The sequence below is a fragment of the Mycobacterium sp. E802 genome, assembly GCF_001666875.1.
Taxonomy (GTDB): domain Bacteria; phylum Actinomycetota; class Actinomycetes; order Mycobacteriales; family Mycobacteriaceae; genus Mycobacterium.
This window is the reverse complement of sequence record NZ_LZJD01000116.1, coordinates 1-15,036: the sequence shown is the minus strand read 5'-3', so window position 1 is coordinate 15,036 and position 15,036 is coordinate 1. Positions and strand designations below refer to the sequence as shown.

The following is a 15,036-nucleotide window of genomic DNA, read 5'->3' as shown; positions in this document are numbered from 1 at the left end:
CACTCGACGTCAGAGCCTCACAACATGCAGCTGACGCAATTTTCCACCTCGGTGCCTTGCAGTGCCATCTGCCGCAACCGGATGTAGTACAGCGTCTTGATTCCCTTGCGCCAGGCGTAGATCTGCGCCTTGTTGACCTCGCGCGTATCGGCAGTGTCCTTGAAGAACAGCGTCAACGAAAGACCTTGATCCACATGCTGAGTCGCCGCGGCATAGGTGTCGATGATCTTCTGGTAGCCGATCTCATACGCGTCCTGGTAGTACTCCAGGTTGTCGTTGGTCAGGTACGGCGCCGGGTAGTAGACCCGACCGATCTTGCCTTCCTTGCGGATCTCGATCTTGCTCGCCACCGGGTGGATCGAGGAGGTCGAGTGGTTGATGTAGGAGATCGACCCGGTCGGCGGGACGGCCTGCAGGTTCTGGTTGTAGATGCCGTGCTTCTGCACCGACTCCTTCAACTGCTTCCAGTCGTCCTGCGTCGGGATGTGGATCTCGGCGTCGGCGAAGATCTGCCGCACCTTGTCGGTGGCCGGCTCCCACACCTGCTCGGTGTACTTGTCGAAGAACTCCCCCGACGCGTACTTCGAGTCCTCGAAGCCGCCAAACTTCGTACCGCGTTCGATCGCAATCAGATTCGACGCCCTCAGGGCGTGGAACAGCACGGTGTAGAAGTAGATGTTGGTGAAGTCGATGCCTTCTTCGGAGCCGTAGTGGATCCGCTCACGGGCCAGGTAGCCGTGCAGGTTCATCTGCCCCAGGCCGATGGCGTGCGAGCTGTTGTTGCCCTGCTCGATCGAGGGCACCGACCAGATGTGGGTCTGATCGCTCACCGCGGTCAGCGCCCGGATGGCCACCTCGATGGACTGGGCGAAGTCCGGTGAGTCCATCGTCTTGGCGATGTTCATCGAGCCCAGGTTGCACGAGATGTCCTTGCCCACCTTGGAGTAGGACAGATCGTCGTTGAACTCGGAGGCCGTCGAGACCTGCAGGATCTCCGAGCACAGGTTGGAGTGGGTGATCTTGCCGGCGATCGGGTTCGCCCGATTCACCGTGTCCTCGTACATGATGTACGGGTAGCCCGACTCGAACTGCAGCTCGGCCAGCGTCTGGAAGAACTCGCGCGCTTTGATCTTCGTCTTGCGGATCCGTGCGTCGTCGACCATCTCGTAGTACTTCTCGGTCACCGAGATGTCGGCGAACGGGACGCCGTAGACCCGCTCGACGTCGTACGGCGAGAACAGGTACATGTCCTCGTTCTTCTTGGCCAACTCGAAGGTGATGTCCGGGATCACCACACCCAGCGAGAGCGTCTTGATCCGGATCTTCTCGTCGGCGTTCTCACGCTTGGTGTCGAGGAACCGGTAGATGTCGGGGTGGTGTGCGTGCAGGTACACCGCACCGGCACCTTGGCGGGCGCCGAGCTGGTTGGCGTAGGAGAACGAGTCCTCCAGCAGCTTCATGATCGGGATGACGCCCGAGCTCTGGTTCTCGATGTTCTTGATCGGCGCGCCGTGCTCACGAATGTTGGTCAGCAGCAAGGCGACTCCGCCGCCACGCTTGGACAGCTGCAGGGCCGAGTTGATGGAGCGCCCGATGGACTCCATGTTGTCTTCGATGCGAAGGAGGAAGCACGACACCGGCTCGCCGCGCTGCTTCTTGCCCGAGTTGAGGAACGTCGGGGTGGCCGGCTGGAAGCGGCCGTCGATGATCTCGTCGACGAGCTTCTCGGCCAGCTCGGTGTCACCGGCGGCCAGGGTCAGCGCCACCATCACAACACGATCTTCGAAGCGCTCCAGATAGCGCTTTCCGTCGAAGGTCTTGAGCGTGTAGGAGGTGTAGTACTTGAATGCGCCGAGGAAGGTCGGGAACCGGAACTTCTTGGCGTAGGCCCGATCGAGCAGGCTCTTGACGAAGTTACGGCTGTACTGGTCGAGCACCTCGCGCTCGTAGTACTCCTTCTCGATCAGGTAATCGAGCTTCTCGTCCTGGCTGTGGAAGAACACGGTGTTCTGGTTGACGTGCTGCAGGAAGTACTCCCGCGCCGCCCGCACATCCTTGTCGAACTGAATCTTGCCGTCGGCGTCGTACAGATTCAGCATCGCGTTGAGCGCGTGATAATCGGTCTCTCCGGGCAGGGCATGCCCGGGAGCGGTTACAGGCTCTGGAGCTGTGACGGTTGGTGGCACGTCTGGTCCTTCCAAAAGTCTTTCAACCCCGCGCGGACTGCTTCGACGTCGTCCGGGGTTCCCATGAGTTCGAAGCGATAGAGGTACGGCACACCGCATTTGCGCGAGACCACATTGCCCGCGTACGCGAACTCCGCACCGAAGTTGTTGTTGCCCGCGGCAATGACGCCGCGGATCAACGACCGGTTGTGTTCATTGTTGAGAAAAGCGATGACCTGCTTGGGGACGTAGCCCCCGTTGTTGATGTCAGGGGTGGCACGGCCGCCGCCGTAGGTGGGAAGGATCAGAACATAGGGTTCGTCCACCTCGATGCGGCCGTGCAGCGGAATCCGGGTGACCTGGCCCTCGGGCCATCCCAGCTTCTGGACGAAGCGGTGGGTGTTCTCCGAGACGCTGGAGAAGTAGACGAGATGACTCATCGTGTCCCCCTCCTCTCCCCGTTGATGACCTCCGTTATGCGCTGGCAGAGACCGCGCTGAGCGCCTTGATCCGGTCGGGCCGGAAGCCGGACCAGTGGTCGTTACCGGCCACCACGACCGGCGCCTGCAGGTACCCGAGCGCCATGACGTAGTCGCGGGCCTCGCTGTCGAGGGTGATGTCGACCTTCTCGAACTCGATGCCCTGCTTCTCCAACGCCTTGTAGGTGGCGTTGCACTGCACGCATGCGGGCTTGGTGTACACGGTGACGGTCATCTTCGGTACGGCTCCTCTTGCGGAAAGTGAACAAACTGGACAGGTGACTGGCAACTGCTCGGGTCTTACGTTTCGCTTAAGTTCAGCGACCTTCGGGCCGCCAAAATTCCTGCCGGTCGAAGCCGCTCTGCGGCTGGTCTTGAAACCGACTCAGCCGGATTCGCTGCGCTCCGGCCGGCCCCCGAACCGTGGTGGCCTGTCGGCCCCTCAGACACTACACCTAGTGGCCGACAGTTCGAAGCCATACAAGATGTTCTGAATAACATTTCTGAAATTCCCAGGTCGTAAGTGTGCCAGCAACCTCGCCCACGGCGTGTCGCACACAACTTGACAGACCGTGTCGCACCCGGCCCCCAGATGTACCAGCAGCCACCGACAAGTCCGACCGCCGCAGAGCGCAAGAGCCCCCAATAGCAAAGCCGCCGGCCGGGTCGTACGACCCAACCGGCGGCAGGAATTTTGCCGGGAAGCGACCCGGAAGGCAAAACGCCAAGACGAACCCTCAGCCGACCTCCGCTGTGAGCTTGCCCACAATGTCGCGCAGCGCCGCGGCCACCTCGGCGTTTTCCCGCGGATGCTTGCCGTCGAGCGACTTGGTCGGCACCGCCAGTTTGAGATCCTCGATTACGCGGGGCCCGGCGATACCGAACGACTTGCGCGTCTCGTCCTGCGCCCACACCCCGCCGTACTGTCCGAGCGCCGCCCCGACCACCGCGAGCGGCTTGTCCTTGAGCGCACCGTTGCCCCACGGCCGGGACAGCCAGTCGATGGCGTTCTTCAACACCCCCGGGATGCTTCCGTTGTATTCAGGGGTGACGACGAGCGTCGCGTCGGCCTCGGCGGCCGCGGCCCGCAGCGCGACGACGGGCTCGGCCACCCCGTCCCCGTCGATGTCCTCGTTATAGAAGGGCAGCTCCCCCAGTCGGTCGAAGAGCCGCAGCGTCACACCGTCGGGCGCCTGCTCCACCGCCAGCTCGGCCAACTGCCGGTTGACCGACGCTGCACGCAAGCTTCCTACCAACACCAGCACCTTGATATCGGCCATATCTATGCTCCTTTGTTCGTCGCCTGATCTTCGCAACCATCAACCGGACTGTGGTCCGATTAATTCCGGCTGAGTTAAAGTGCAGTTGTGGCAGCCTCCGACCGCCCGACCCGGCTCGCGGGCATCGACCCGGCGCCACCAGAACGCGGGGATGCCGCCCGAAACCGCGCCCTGATCCTCGACGCCGCACGCCGGCTCATCGCCGAACGCGGCCCCGACGCAGTCAGCACCGACGATATCGCGGTCGAGGCGGGCGTCGGGAAAGGAACGGTGTTCCGCAGGTTCGGAAGCCGGGCCGGATTGATGATGGTGTTGCTCGACGAGGACGAGACCGCCGAGCAGGACGCCTTCATGTTCGGCCCTCCCCCGTTGGGTCCCGGCGCACCACCGTTGGAACGGCTGCTCGCCTACGGCGCGGACCGACTTCGTTTCGTGCATTGCCATCAGGCGCTGCTGTCCGACGCGATACGTGATCCCGCGCTGCGCTACACCGGCCCGTTCACGCTGCACCGCACCCACGTCCGGATGCTGCTCGAAACCGCGGGCACCACCGGCGATCTCGACGCCCAGGCCGACGCCCTGATCGCGCTCCTCGATCCCGACTATGTGGCGCACCAACTCTCGCAGGGCCGACAACTCGATGATCTGGCCGCGGCATGGCAGGACACTGCCCGCAAGTTGTGCGGCCACTAGCGCCATGGCCGCCTGGGTGCTGCATGTCGACCTGGACCAGTTCCTGGCCTCGGTGGAGTTGCGCCGCCACCCCGAACTGGAAGGCCTGCCCGTCATCGTCGGCGGCAGCGGTGATCCCACCGAACCTCGCAAAGTCGTGACCTGTGCGTCGTATAAGGCACGTGAGTTCGGCGTGCACGCCGGCATGCCGCTGCGCACCGCGGCGCGCAAATGTCCCGACGCAACATTCCTGCCCTCGGACCCACAGGCCTACGACGAAGCCTCCGAACAGGTGATGGGCCTGCTGCGTGACCTCGGCCATCCACTGGAGGTCTGGGGTTGGGACGAGGCCTATCTGGGCGCCGACGTCAGCGATCCCGTCGAGCTGGCCGAGCGGATCCGCACCGTCATCGCCGCCGAGACCGGCTTGTCGTGCTCGGTGGGGATCAGCGACAACAAGCAGCGGGCCAAGGTGGCGACCGGACTGGCCAAGCCACCGCGCACGCGAGGAGCAGATCAGACTCCAGGCGTGTACCTGCTCACCGAGGCCAACTGGATGGCGGTGATGGGTGACCGCCCGCCCGATGCACTGTGGGGAATCGGTCCGAAGACGACCAAAAAACTTGCGACGCTGGGCATTACCACGGTTGCCGATCTGGCGGCGACGGATGCCACGGTCCTCACCTCGGCCTTCGGGCCGAGCACCGGATTGTGGATCCTGCTGCTGGCCAAGGGCGGTGGCGATACGGAGGTGAGCTCCGAGCCCTGGATTCCCCGCTCGCGCAGCCACGTCATCACCTTCCCCCAAGACCTCACCGAGCGCGCCGAGATGGACGACGCGATTCGCGAACTCACCCGCCGCACCCTCGACGAGGTCGTCGAGCAGGGACGCGTCGTCACCCGGGTGGCGGTCACCGTCCGCACCGCGACGTTCTACACGAAAACCAAGATCCGCAAGCTCAGCGCGCCGAGCACCGACGCCGCGCTCATCACCGACACCGCGCTTGCGGTATTCGATCAGTTCGACCTGGACCGTCCCGTCCGTCTCCTGGGAGTGCGCCTCGAACTGTCGATGGACGAGATTCCCCCTGTCACATCAGACCAATAACCTCGTAGCCATGCTGCAGACCATCGCCATCCGGGGTTACCGCTCGCTGCGCGAGGTTATCCTGCCGTTCGGTCAACTCACGGTGGTCACAGGCGCCAACGGCACCGGCAAGTCGTCGATCTACCGCGCACTGCGGTTGTTGGCCGATTGCGGCCGCGGTCAGGTGATCGGATCGCTGGCCCGCGAAGGCGGGTTGCAGTCGGTGTTGTGGGCCGGTCCCGAGCAACCGTCGGAAAACCCGCAGGGCACCACTCGCAACCGGCCGGTGTCGCTCGAACTCGGCTTCGCGGCAGACGATTTCGGCTATCTGGTGGACCTGGGTCTACCGCAGATGGCCGGATCCGGTGGCGAGCCGTCGGCGTTTTCGCGGGATCCGGAGATCAAGCGCGAGGTGGTGTTCGCCGGGCCGGTGCTGCGCCCCGCCTCGGCGCTGGTGCGCCGCACGCGCGAGTACGCCGAGGTGGCCGCACAATCCGGCCGAGGGTTCGATGAGCTCACCCGTTCGCTGCCGTCCTACCGCAGCGTGCTTGCCGAGTACGCGCATCCGGAGGCACTGCCGGAACTGTCGGCGGTATCGGAGCGTCTGCGCGACTGGCGGTTCTACGACGGGTTCCGGGTAGACGCGGCCGCCCCCGCCCGCCAACCCCACGTCGGCACCCGCACCCCGGTGCTCGCCGACGACGGCTCGGATCTGGCTGCCGCGGTCCAGACGATCGTCGAGACCACGTTCGACGATCTGGCACGCGCGGTGGCCGACGCGTTCGATGGAGCCACCATCTCGGTGGCGGTCAACGACGGGCTTTTCGACCTGCAGTTGCGTCAGCGTGGCATGCTCCGTCCGTTGCGGGCAGCCGAATTGTCCGACGGCACACTGCGTTTTCTGCTGTGGGCCACGGCACTGGCCAGTCCGAGACCGCCGTCGCTGATGGTGCTCAACGAACCGGAGACGTCGTTGCATCCCGATCTGGTCCGGCCGCTGGCGTCGTTGATCCGCGCGGCCGCCGGGCGATCTCAGGTGCTGGTCGTCACCCATTCCCGCGCGCTATTGGATTTCCTGGACACCACTCCGGCCGCCGATGAGCAGCACGGCACCGCGATCGAGGTGGCGCTCTACAAGCAGTGGGGCGAGACGAAGGTGGACGGGTTCGGCATGCTCAACACCCCGTCCTGGCACTGGGGAAAACGCTAGCGCCGCACCGATTTCGGTCGCAATGCACGGCTGAACAGCACGTTGACCTGACGCATGGCCACACTGTAGGGCCACCACGCGACGCGCTTGAAGGCATACAGCGCACGGATATCGGCCGACGTGTAGATCAGGAACCGGTTGCGCTGCACGCCGGCCAGGATCTTGTCGGCTGCCTTCTCCGGCGAGATGGCATGGCCGGCGAACCGGTCCACCCACTTCCGCACGTTCGGATCCTCCCGGTCCACACCGGCGATCTGAACCGTCTGCACCAGACCGGTTTTCACCGCACCCGGCACCACGACCGAGACCCCGATGCGGTGGCGCGCCAGGTCGAATCGCAACACTTCACTCAGGCCGCGCAGCCCGTACTTGCTGGCGCTGTAGGCGCTGTGCCATGGCAAGGCCACGATGCCCGCGGCCGACGACACGTTGACCAGGTGCCCGCCGCGGCGGGCTTGCACCATGGGCGGTAGGAACGTCTCGATCACGTGGATCGGGCCCATCAGGTTGACGTCGATCATCGAACGCCAGTGTTGATGGGTGAGTTGGTCGACGGTCCCCCAGGCCGATATCCCGGCGATGTTCATCACCACATCCATCGACGAGTGCGCCGCATGGATGTCAGCGGCGAACGCCGCCACCTGGTCGTAGTCGGAGATGTCCAGAGCGCGGTGCGCCGGCACGTCGGCGCCGAGCGCCTTGGCGTCGTCGACCGTCTGGGCCAACCCGACTTCGTCGCGGTCGGTCAGATACAGCTCAGCGCCCTGAGCCGCCAGAGCAAGGGCGGTCGCCCGACCAATGCCGCTCGCAGCACCGGTGATCAGACACCGTTTCCCCTGGAAGTTCTCCTGAAGTTTCGCCCGACCGTTACCCGCGGTATCACTCCCCATGGCGCTGACCTTACCTGTGACGCTATCCCTGCTGGCCACCCCACAGTGCGTTGAGCCACAGTCGTTCCACCACGTCGAGGGCGCGAGCAGGATCGGCGCTGCGGCCGACGAAAGCCGAGTCGTGCGACAGCGTCATCGCTGTGGTCGCCACCAGGGTGCGAACCAGAGCGGGAAGATCGTCGGAGATCGGATGCGCGCCCTTGTCCTGTTCCACGAGACCGACAATCTTGTCGATCACGGCGTCCTCGAAATCGTTCATCAGATCGTGGATCTGTGCGTCGGTGTTCTGCGCCACCGTGCACGCCGCCATGATCGGATCGTTGGTCGCGAAGACGGTAGCCGCACTGCCGACCATCCGCTCGGCGAACGCCGCCGGGGTCTCGTCGGCCTCGCGGGGTGCGTAATCGTGCGTCAGCGCGGCGAGTTCCTCCATTGCGTCGGCCAGGATCACAGCCAGCACGGCGTACTTCGAGTCGAAGTAAAAGTAGAAGCCCGACCGGGCCACCCCGGCACGTTCGCTGATGGTGCTCACCGACAGATCGGCGAACGACTCCTCTTCGAGCAGTTCCCGCACAGCCGTCACGATGGCCTCGCGCTGCCGGTCCCCCCGGCTGCGACGGGCCTGCGGACGCCCGGTGGAGCTGCCGGAGCTCCCGGGTATCGATTCGGCGGTCATGGCATAAGACCTTTGCACTCGCGACGCGCCAGATCAAAACTTGACATGCGTCAAGTCTGGCAGTCAGGATGACCACAAGTGGTGACATCGACCACACTTCGTCAGCGTTTGTACGGTCAGGAGCGGCCCATGGCAACCATCAGCACCCCGCACTACCTGCTCGACCAGGCAAAGCGCCGCTTCACTCCGACGCCCAACACGCTGCCAGGAATGGGCGCGTTGGAAAAGCGGCTCAAAGCCAAGCAGTGGGACCAGTTCGTCTTCGCCGAGCCCCCGGCCGGCAGCGGACTCAAGCCGATCAGCGGCGACGCGGGTTTGCCGATCATCGGCCACATGATCGAGATCTTCCGGGGCGGTCCGGACTTCATCCTCGAGCTCTACCGCAAGCACGGTCCGATCTACTACGCCCAGTCCCCTGCGTTGTCGTCGGTGATGGCGCTCGGCCCCGACGCCACCCAGGCGGTGTTCTTCAACCGCAACAAGGATTTCTCGCAGCGCGCCTGGGACCCGGTCATCGGCCCGTTCTTCGAGGGCGGCCTGATGCTGCTCGACTTCGACGAGCACCTGTTCCACCGCCGGATCATGCAGGAGGCGTTCACCCGCACCAGGCTGAGCGGCTACATCTCACACATCGATTCGGTGGCCTCGTCAGTGTTGGCCAACGACTGGGTGGCCAACGACCCGCGCTTCCTTCTGCACCCGGCCATGAAGGAGCTCACGCTCGACATCGCCTCTGAGGTCTTCATGGGTGTGCCGGCCGGCACCGACCGCGCGCTGGTCACCACGGTCAACAACGCATTCACCACCACCACGCGGGCCGGCAACGCAATCGTGCGTACCCCGGTGCCGCCGCTGAAGTGGTGGCGCGGCATCCAGGCCCGCAAGACCCTTGAGGACTACTTCGCCAGCCGAATCAGCGAGAAGCGTCGCTCGGAGAGCACGGACATGTTCAGCGTGCTGTGCCACTCCGCCGACGAGGACGGGCAGAGCTTCACCGACGAGCAGATCATCAGCCACATGATCTTCTTGATGATGGCCGCCCACGACACGTCGACCTCGACGATGACGACGATGTGCTATCACCTGGCCGCCAACCCGGAGTGGCAGGAACGGCTGCGCGAGGACTCCGCCCGGATCGGCGACGGGCCGCTGGACTTCGAGTCGCTCGACAAGCTGGAGACCTACGACCTGGTGATCAACGAGTCGCTGCGGATGATGACGCCGCTGCCGTTCAACTTCCGCCAGGCCGTGCGCGACACCGACCTGCTGGGCTACTTCATCCCGGCCGGGACGAGCGTGGTGACCTGGCCCTCGATCAATCACCGGCTGCCCGAGCTGTGGACCGATCCGGAGAAGTTCGACCCGGATCGCTTTGCCGAGCCGCGCAACGAGCACAAGAGGCACCGCTACGCGTTCGCCCCGTTCGGCGGTGGAGCGCACAAGTGCATCGGCATGGTGTTCGGCCAGCTGGAGATCAAGACAGTGATGCACCGACTGCTGCGCCGCTACAAGCTGGAGCTGGCCAGCCCGGATTACCAGCCGAGCTACGACTACGGCGGCATGCCGGTGCCGATCGACGGCATGCCGATCGTGCTGCGCCCCTTGGGATGAGCTGCACTCAGTCGGTCGAGGCGGCGGCCTTGTGCCTCGTGGTGTTGTTCTTCGTGGCCTTGTTCTTCGCCGGACCCAACTTGGACCCGCCCGTTGGCCGCTTGACGACGTCGTGAGCTGAGTTCGCCGCACTTCGACCCGGCCGACCCGCCGATGCGTCGGCCGTCTCGTCGAGCTCGGCAACAACCTTCCGTTGACCCTGCAGCCTCGCGACAACGCCGTCGTGACGGTCGTCGATTCGGCGCGCGGCGTTGTCGGCGACCTGGGTGCGGATCGGCCGCGCCGCATCCGGTGCAGCCACGCGTCGACCGGTCGACAGGTCGGCCGGCCCGTCATCGTCGCCGGCCTGCGGGGCCGGCTCGACCGCCGGGTGCGTCACGGCCGCGGGCACGCCGGCTTGGCTCGTCGGGGTGCCCGGCAGATCGGGCAACGAGATCCCGAAGGTGTTCTCGATCGTGGTCTTGACGGTGTCCCACGACGCCTCCTTCAGGAAGCCACCCAGCACATTCTCGATGACCGCCAGGGTGGCGTTCTCGGTATCCGGGTCGTCGGCCGACGGCGGTTCCTTGATGCCCAATGCGATTTGGGCGCCTTCGGTCAGTGCCTTCTGCAATTCGGGTAATGCAGCGGCAACTTGTTCGGGGGGCGGTGCGAGCTCGAGCCGCTTGGTTTCCCAGGGCTTGGTGTCGCGGTCGTAGCCGAGGTCGATGAGCACCTTCAGCGTCGGCTCGACAGCGTCGAGAACCCGAATGGGCACACCGATGTCGTAGAACGGCTGCAGCAACGCCAGGTGCCGCGCAGAGATCGTGATGTAGCGATTTCCGTTGTCGTCGTAGCCGTCGAACACCACCGAGTCGGTGTCGGTGGTGTTGGGGTCCAGCCCGAAATAGAAGCTGTGCTGGTAGAAGAAGCCGAGCACGCCATTGGCGAACGACAGCGGATTCAGATAGGCAGGAGCATCGGAGGCGAGGTCGTATTCCCAGCTGATGTCGGTGATCTGGTAGTCGGTGTGGGGACTGCTCCCTCCGAACGTCACCCCCGCGATGGGCAGGGTGAACGCCGGAAAGCGGGCCAGGATCCCGCCGTTGGGCCGGTCGGGATTGCCCATCACCAGGAAGCTGACCTCGTCCGGGTCGAGCGCATCCGCGGCGCCGGCGTCGCGCTGCGCCTGTAGCGCCTGCAGTTCCTTCAGGACGACGTCGGCGCTCGATGAGTAGCCGACCACGACGACGCGCGCCTCCCCGTCTGCGTCGGGGCCGGCCTCCTTCGTCTTCTCAGCGGCCAGCGCTTGGCGTAGCTGACGGCCCAGGCTGTCGACGCCGTCGGCCTGCTGGCGATCGAAGTCTGATGCCGGCGTCCAGGCGGTCGCGTTCCACGTGGCGATCTGGAACTGGTCGCCCGCGCAATCCGCGCCCGTCGCGCACAGCCCGTAGTTCGGGTCCCCCGGCCGGATGTATCCGTCGAGTTCGTTCTCCATCAGTAGCCCGGTGCCGTTTCCGTTGCCGCCCATGGCCAGGACCGTCTTGGCCAGCAACTCGGCGTACCGGTTGCTCAGCCCCGCCCACGGTGTCGCCGCCGTGACCACCGCCACCACCGTGCAGCTCGCCGCGGTCGCCGCCACGAGCGTCCAAACCGATCTCACCAGAGCCCCTCCCCCGATCTACCCCAACCGCCTGAGCGGACAGCCTACGGAGACGCTGCTTGGCGGCCCGCGCCGAGGCCGGTGGTCACCGTCAGGCCGCCGTCATCAGGCGGTTGGCACAGGCGATCACCGCCGACAGCGCCGACTGCACGGGATCTTCGGACACCCCGACCGCCCAGCAGCGGTGCAGGCCATCGCAGCCCTCGATGAAGGTGGCGGTCTGCCCGTCCGTCGGCAGCTGATGAAACGACGTCGTCTCGACGCTGACGCCGCAGTCGTGCAGCATCGCGGTCAACGCCGCGACGGGCCCACTGGCCGCGGTGGTCGAGGTCTCGATCGTGTCGCCGATGGCGAGTGTGGCCCGGTAGGTGCGGGCCTGCGGCCCGAGACGGCCACGCGCACGCTCTTCGGTGCAGGTGAACTGCCCGAGCCGTAGCGGCCCGGCCGACGGTGCGTACTCGCCGAGGAACTGCTCCCAGGATGTCGCCGCGCCGGCTTCGCGCAGATCACGCGGCAACGGGGTGGTGAAGTGCGCTGAGAATGGCATCGGATCACCCGATTGCGGTGCTGGTGAAGTGGGATACATGTGCCGGTCTTCTCTTGCTCAGAGGAAGTGACCGACGAGGTAGCGAACGACCCACAGCGGGGGGTCGGTCTGATCAGACCCCGCTGCGGGTTGCTACTACGAGTCGCCTTGGCACGTTGGCGATGCTAGACGCAGCCCGTCGGATCGCGCAAACGCTTTTGATCCGTAATCTCTTCGGGGTGGAAGCCTCATGAGTGTCGGTGAGGTCGTTCTGCTTGTCGTCGCCGGCATCGGCGGCGGGCTGACCGGCAGTATCGCCGGCCTGGCCTCGGTGGCCACCTATCCCGCGCTGCTGTTGATCGGGCTGCCGCCGGTGACGGCCAACGTCACCAACACGGTGGCGCTGGTGTTCAACGGCGTGGGGTCGGTGCTGGGGTCGCGGCCTGAGCTGGCCGGGCAGAGCGCGTGGATCAAGCGCATCGTGCCGGTCGCGGTGGCCGGCGGCGCGGTCGGCGCGGCGCTGCTGTTGTGCACACCGGCCGAGGGCTTCGAGAAGGTCGTACCGTTCCTGCTGGCGTTCGCCTCGGTGGCGATCCTGCTGCCGCGTGGCCGTCGACAAGAGACCCGGGTGGCCGACCATCGCGAGCACCGCATGAAGGTGGCCATGGAGGCCGGGGCCATCTTCGTGATCACGATCTACGGCGGGTACTTCGGTGCGGCGGCGGGAGTGCTGCTGCTGGCGCTGTTGTTGCGCACCGGTGGTGCGACGCTGGCGCACGCCAACGCCGGCAAGAACGTGATCCTCGGCGTGGCCAATTCGGTTGCCGCCGTGGCCTTCATGGTGATCGCCCCGGTGTACTGGCCGGCTGTGGTGCCGTTGGGCGTCGGCTGCCTGATCGGCTCACGCCTCGGGCCGGTGATCGTCCGCCACGCGCCGGCGACTCCGCTGCGGCTGCTGATCGGTGCGGCCGGTGTGGCCCTGGCCGTCAAACTCGCGCTCGACACCTACTGACCCCCCGCGAGCAGTCGCAGATGTCCCCGACACGCCGGTGTTTCCGGTACATCTGAGTCTGGTCGCCGGAGCACTGGGCCATCACCCGAAGGGGTTGTCGCCCTTGGTGACCCGAGTTCCCAGTGCCAGGAGATTCTCCGCCGAGGCGTGCAGCTGCTCCCCGGCCTCCCGACTGGCCCGCCCGGCCAGATACCGCGACCAGGTGCCCTCGATGACGATGCCGAGCTTGAAACAGGCCAGCGCCACATACCAGTCGAGCCGGTCGGTCTGCCTACCCCCGGCCGCGCGGTACGCCTCGATCAACTCGCCGCGGTCGGCCAGTCCGCCGAGCGCTGCCAGGGCCGATCCGGCGTTGATGGGATTGGGATCGTCCGGCCAGCACACCAGCATCCAGCCCAGGTCGAGCAGCGGATCACCGATCGTGCACATCTCCCAGTCGATGAAGGCGGCCAACTCGGGAGTCGTCCGGCGCAGCAGAACGTTGTTGAGGTGGGCGTCGCCGTGCATGATCCCGGGCTCGGCATCGGCCGGACGATTGTCTTCCAGCCATTGCGCCAGCTGCGCCACCCCGGTCAACGATTCGGGCCGATACGCGTCGTGGCGGTAACTCTCCAGCAGGCCGAGGAACTGCGGGACCTGGCGGGCCAGAAACGATCCCGGCCTGCGGATGGCGGCCAACTCGCTGTTCTCCCAGGCGACGTTGCCCAGTTCGGCGAGGCTCGCCGCGTATGACAAGCCGACGCGGTGACGGAGGCCGGCATCGTCCTGGTAGGCCGGACTCACCTCGGTACCGGGGTTGAACCCGTCGACCTCCTCCATGAGGTAGAACACCACGCCGATCACATCGAGATCGGTACAGGCCGCGATGAAGCCGGGATGCGGTACGGCCGAGCCGGCCAGGGTACGCAGCACCGCGATTTCACGCAGCATGGTCTTGTCACTGGTCGGCCGAGGATGTAAAGGCGGACGCCGCAACACCATTCGGCGGCCATCGACGTTCATGCCCACGACGATGTTCTGCGTTCCACCGGTCAAAGGCGCCACGTCGGTCAGCGTCGTGCCGATCCGTTGATCCCGCAGCCATCGGCTGATCGCCTCTTGATCGGTGGCGTTGAGCGTCGGCAGTTCCTGGACGTCCTCGGGCATGCAGTCATGGTGCCAGTTGGCCGCTCGGATCAGCGCAGGTTCGCCACCGTGAGCAAGTATTCCCACGGCATCGACGAGCCCTGACGGAACCGATCGGCCAGCGCGGCGATCTCGGCATCGAGGGCGGTGACCTTGTCAGCATCCTCGGCGATCGCCCGGTAGGCCGCGATCGTCGGACCGTAGGCGGCCTTGAAATGATCGCGGAATTCGGCGCCGTCGGCGTACGCCCCGACGTCCAGTTCCCGCCGATCACAGGTCAATCCGGCGACCCGGTCCCCCAGCAGGGTGCGGACGTAGCCCTCGTCGCCCCACAGCGGCGGCGCCGACACCCCCGGGGGCGGTGGCGGCACGTACGGCTTCATCGTGGCGAACAGTTGCCCGACGAATCCCTCTGGCGTCCAGGAGATCAGACCGATGCGTCCGCCCGGGCGGGTCACCCGGACGAGTTCGTCGGCGGCCTGCTGGTGGTGCGGGGCGAACGTGGAGTGGAACGAGGCGAACGCCGAGGCGTTGCCTTACGCCGACGATTCCTTCGACGTCGTGCTGTCGTGCATCGGGGTGATGTTCGCCCCGCACCACCAGCAGGCCGCCGACGAACTCGTCCGGGTGACCCGCCCGGGCGGACGCATCGGTCTGATCT

14 protein-coding genes and 2 pseudogenes are annotated in these 15,036 nt (G+C 65.7%); 6 read left to right on the top strand and 10 right to left on the bottom strand.

Going from position 1 to position 15,036, the window contains the following annotated elements; translation table 11 throughout:
- Positions 1-17 precede the first annotated feature (17 nt).
- From nrdE to A5699_RS17525, 4 genes are all read right to left on the bottom strand, one after another.
- Positions 18-2,135 (bottom strand): class 1b ribonucleoside-diphosphate reductase subunit alpha, encoded by a 2,118-nt coding sequence (nrdE, locus tag A5699_RS17540; protein WP_197508323.1) that lies wholly within the window; start codon positions 2,133-2,135, stop codon positions 18-20.
- Positions 2,136-2,152: 17 nt separating this feature from the next.
- A complete protein-coding gene (gene nrdI / locus A5699_RS17535; RefSeq protein ID WP_067771408.1) occupies positions 2,153-2,605 on the bottom strand; it encodes a class Ib ribonucleoside-diphosphate reductase assembly flavoprotein NrdI in 453 nt (150 codons plus the stop codon).
- Between the two features lie 34 nt (positions 2,606-2,639).
- Positions 2,640-2,879: a redoxin NrdH gene (locus A5699_RS17530; RefSeq protein ID WP_067771406.1), complete on the bottom strand. Its 240-nt coding sequence runs from the start codon at positions 2,877-2,879 to the stop codon at positions 2,640-2,642.
- Positions 2,880-3,381: 502 nt separating this feature from the next.
- Positions 3,382-3,924 (bottom strand): NAD(P)H-dependent oxidoreductase, encoded by a 543-nt coding sequence (locus tag A5699_RS17525; RefSeq protein ID WP_067771404.1) that lies wholly within the window; start codon positions 3,922-3,924, stop codon positions 3,382-3,384.
- Between the two features lie 87 nt (positions 3,925-4,011).
- On the opposite strand from A5699_RS17525, the gene A5699_RS17520 reads away from it, so the two are divergent.
- Genes A5699_RS17520 through A5699_RS17510 form a run of 3 tightly spaced genes read left to right on the top strand, consistent with a single transcriptional unit; the run spans position 4,012 to position 6,893 of the window.
- Positions 4,012-4,617, top strand: a complete 606-nt coding sequence (locus tag A5699_RS17520; RefSeq protein ID WP_067771402.1) for a TetR/AcrR family transcriptional regulator — start codon at positions 4,012-4,014, stop codon at positions 4,615-4,617.
- Positions 4,618-4,621: 4 nt separating this feature from the next.
- The gene (locus A5699_RS17515; RefSeq protein ID WP_067771400.1) at positions 4,622-5,704 is read left to right on the top strand and encodes a DNA polymerase IV; all 1,083 of its coding nucleotides are present in this window, start codon (positions 4,622-4,624) and stop codon (positions 5,702-5,704) included.
- Between the two features lie 10 nt (positions 5,705-5,714).
- Positions 5,715-6,893 carry an AAA family ATPase gene (locus A5699_RS17510; protein WP_067771398.1) on the top strand — a complete coding sequence of 393 codons (1,179 nt, stop codon included), beginning with the start codon at positions 5,715-5,717 and terminating at the stop codon, positions 6,891-6,893.
- Here A5699_RS17510 and A5699_RS17505 read toward each other — a convergent pair.
- Together A5699_RS17505 and A5699_RS17500 are read right to left on the bottom strand one after the other, a co-directional pair.
- Positions 6,890-7,783, bottom strand: a complete 894-nt coding sequence (locus tag A5699_RS17505) for an SDR family oxidoreductase (protein ID WP_067771394.1) — start codon at positions 7,781-7,783, stop codon at positions 6,890-6,892. The two genes, A5699_RS17510 and A5699_RS17505, sit on opposite strands and share 4 nt — an antisense overlap.
- A gap of 22 nt (positions 7,784-7,805) precedes the next feature.
- Entirely contained in the window at positions 7,806-8,459 is a 654-nt protein-coding gene (locus A5699_RS17500; protein ID WP_067771392.1) for a TetR/AcrR family transcriptional regulator, read from the bottom strand.
- A 129-nt stretch (positions 8,460-8,588) separates the two neighbouring features.
- Between A5699_RS17500 and A5699_RS17495 the strand changes: the two genes are divergently transcribed.
- Positions 8,589-10,070, top strand: coding sequence for a cytochrome P450 (locus A5699_RS17495; RefSeq protein ID WP_067771390.1), 1,482 nt, complete (start codon positions 8,589-8,591; stop codon positions 10,068-10,070).
- A 7-nt stretch (positions 10,071-10,077) separates the two neighbouring features.
- Here A5699_RS17495 and A5699_RS17490 read toward each other — a convergent pair whose 3' ends face one another.
- Together A5699_RS17490 and A5699_RS17485 are read right to left on the bottom strand one after the other, a co-directional pair.
- On the bottom strand, positions 10,078-11,712 hold the full coding sequence (locus tag A5699_RS17490; protein WP_157561315.1) for a PE-PPE domain-containing protein: 1,635 nt from the start codon (positions 11,710-11,712) through the stop codon (positions 10,078-10,080).
- Positions 11,713-11,803: 91 nt separating this feature from the next.
- Positions 11,804-12,259, bottom strand: a complete 456-nt coding sequence (locus tag A5699_RS17485) for an alpha-isopropylmalate synthase regulatory domain-containing protein (protein ID WP_231965751.1) — start codon at positions 12,257-12,259, stop codon at positions 11,804-11,806.
- A 229-nt stretch (positions 12,260-12,488) separates the two neighbouring features.
- On the opposite strand from A5699_RS17485, the gene A5699_RS17480 reads away from it, so the two are divergent.
- Positions 12,489-13,250, top strand: coding sequence for a sulfite exporter TauE/SafE family protein (locus tag A5699_RS17480; RefSeq protein ID WP_067771384.1), 762 nt, complete (start codon positions 12,489-12,491; stop codon positions 13,248-13,250).
- An 81-nt stretch (positions 13,251-13,331) separates the two neighbouring features.
- Here A5699_RS17480 and A5699_RS17475 read toward each other — a convergent pair whose 3' ends face one another.
- Positions 13,332-14,396, bottom strand: coding sequence for a phosphotransferase family protein (locus tag A5699_RS17475; RefSeq protein WP_067771382.1), 1,065 nt, complete (start codon positions 14,394-14,396; stop codon positions 13,332-13,334).
- Between the two features lie 29 nt (positions 14,397-14,425).
- A pseudogene (locus A5699_RS17470) lies at positions 14,426-14,875 on the bottom strand (SAM-dependent methyltransferase); the annotation flags it as partial.
- A 10-nt stretch (positions 14,876-14,885) separates the two neighbouring features.
- On the opposite strand from A5699_RS17470, the pseudogene A5699_RS29255 reads away from it, so the two are divergent.
- Positions 14,886-15,036, top strand: a pseudogene (locus tag A5699_RS29255) (class I SAM-dependent methyltransferase); the annotation flags it as partial.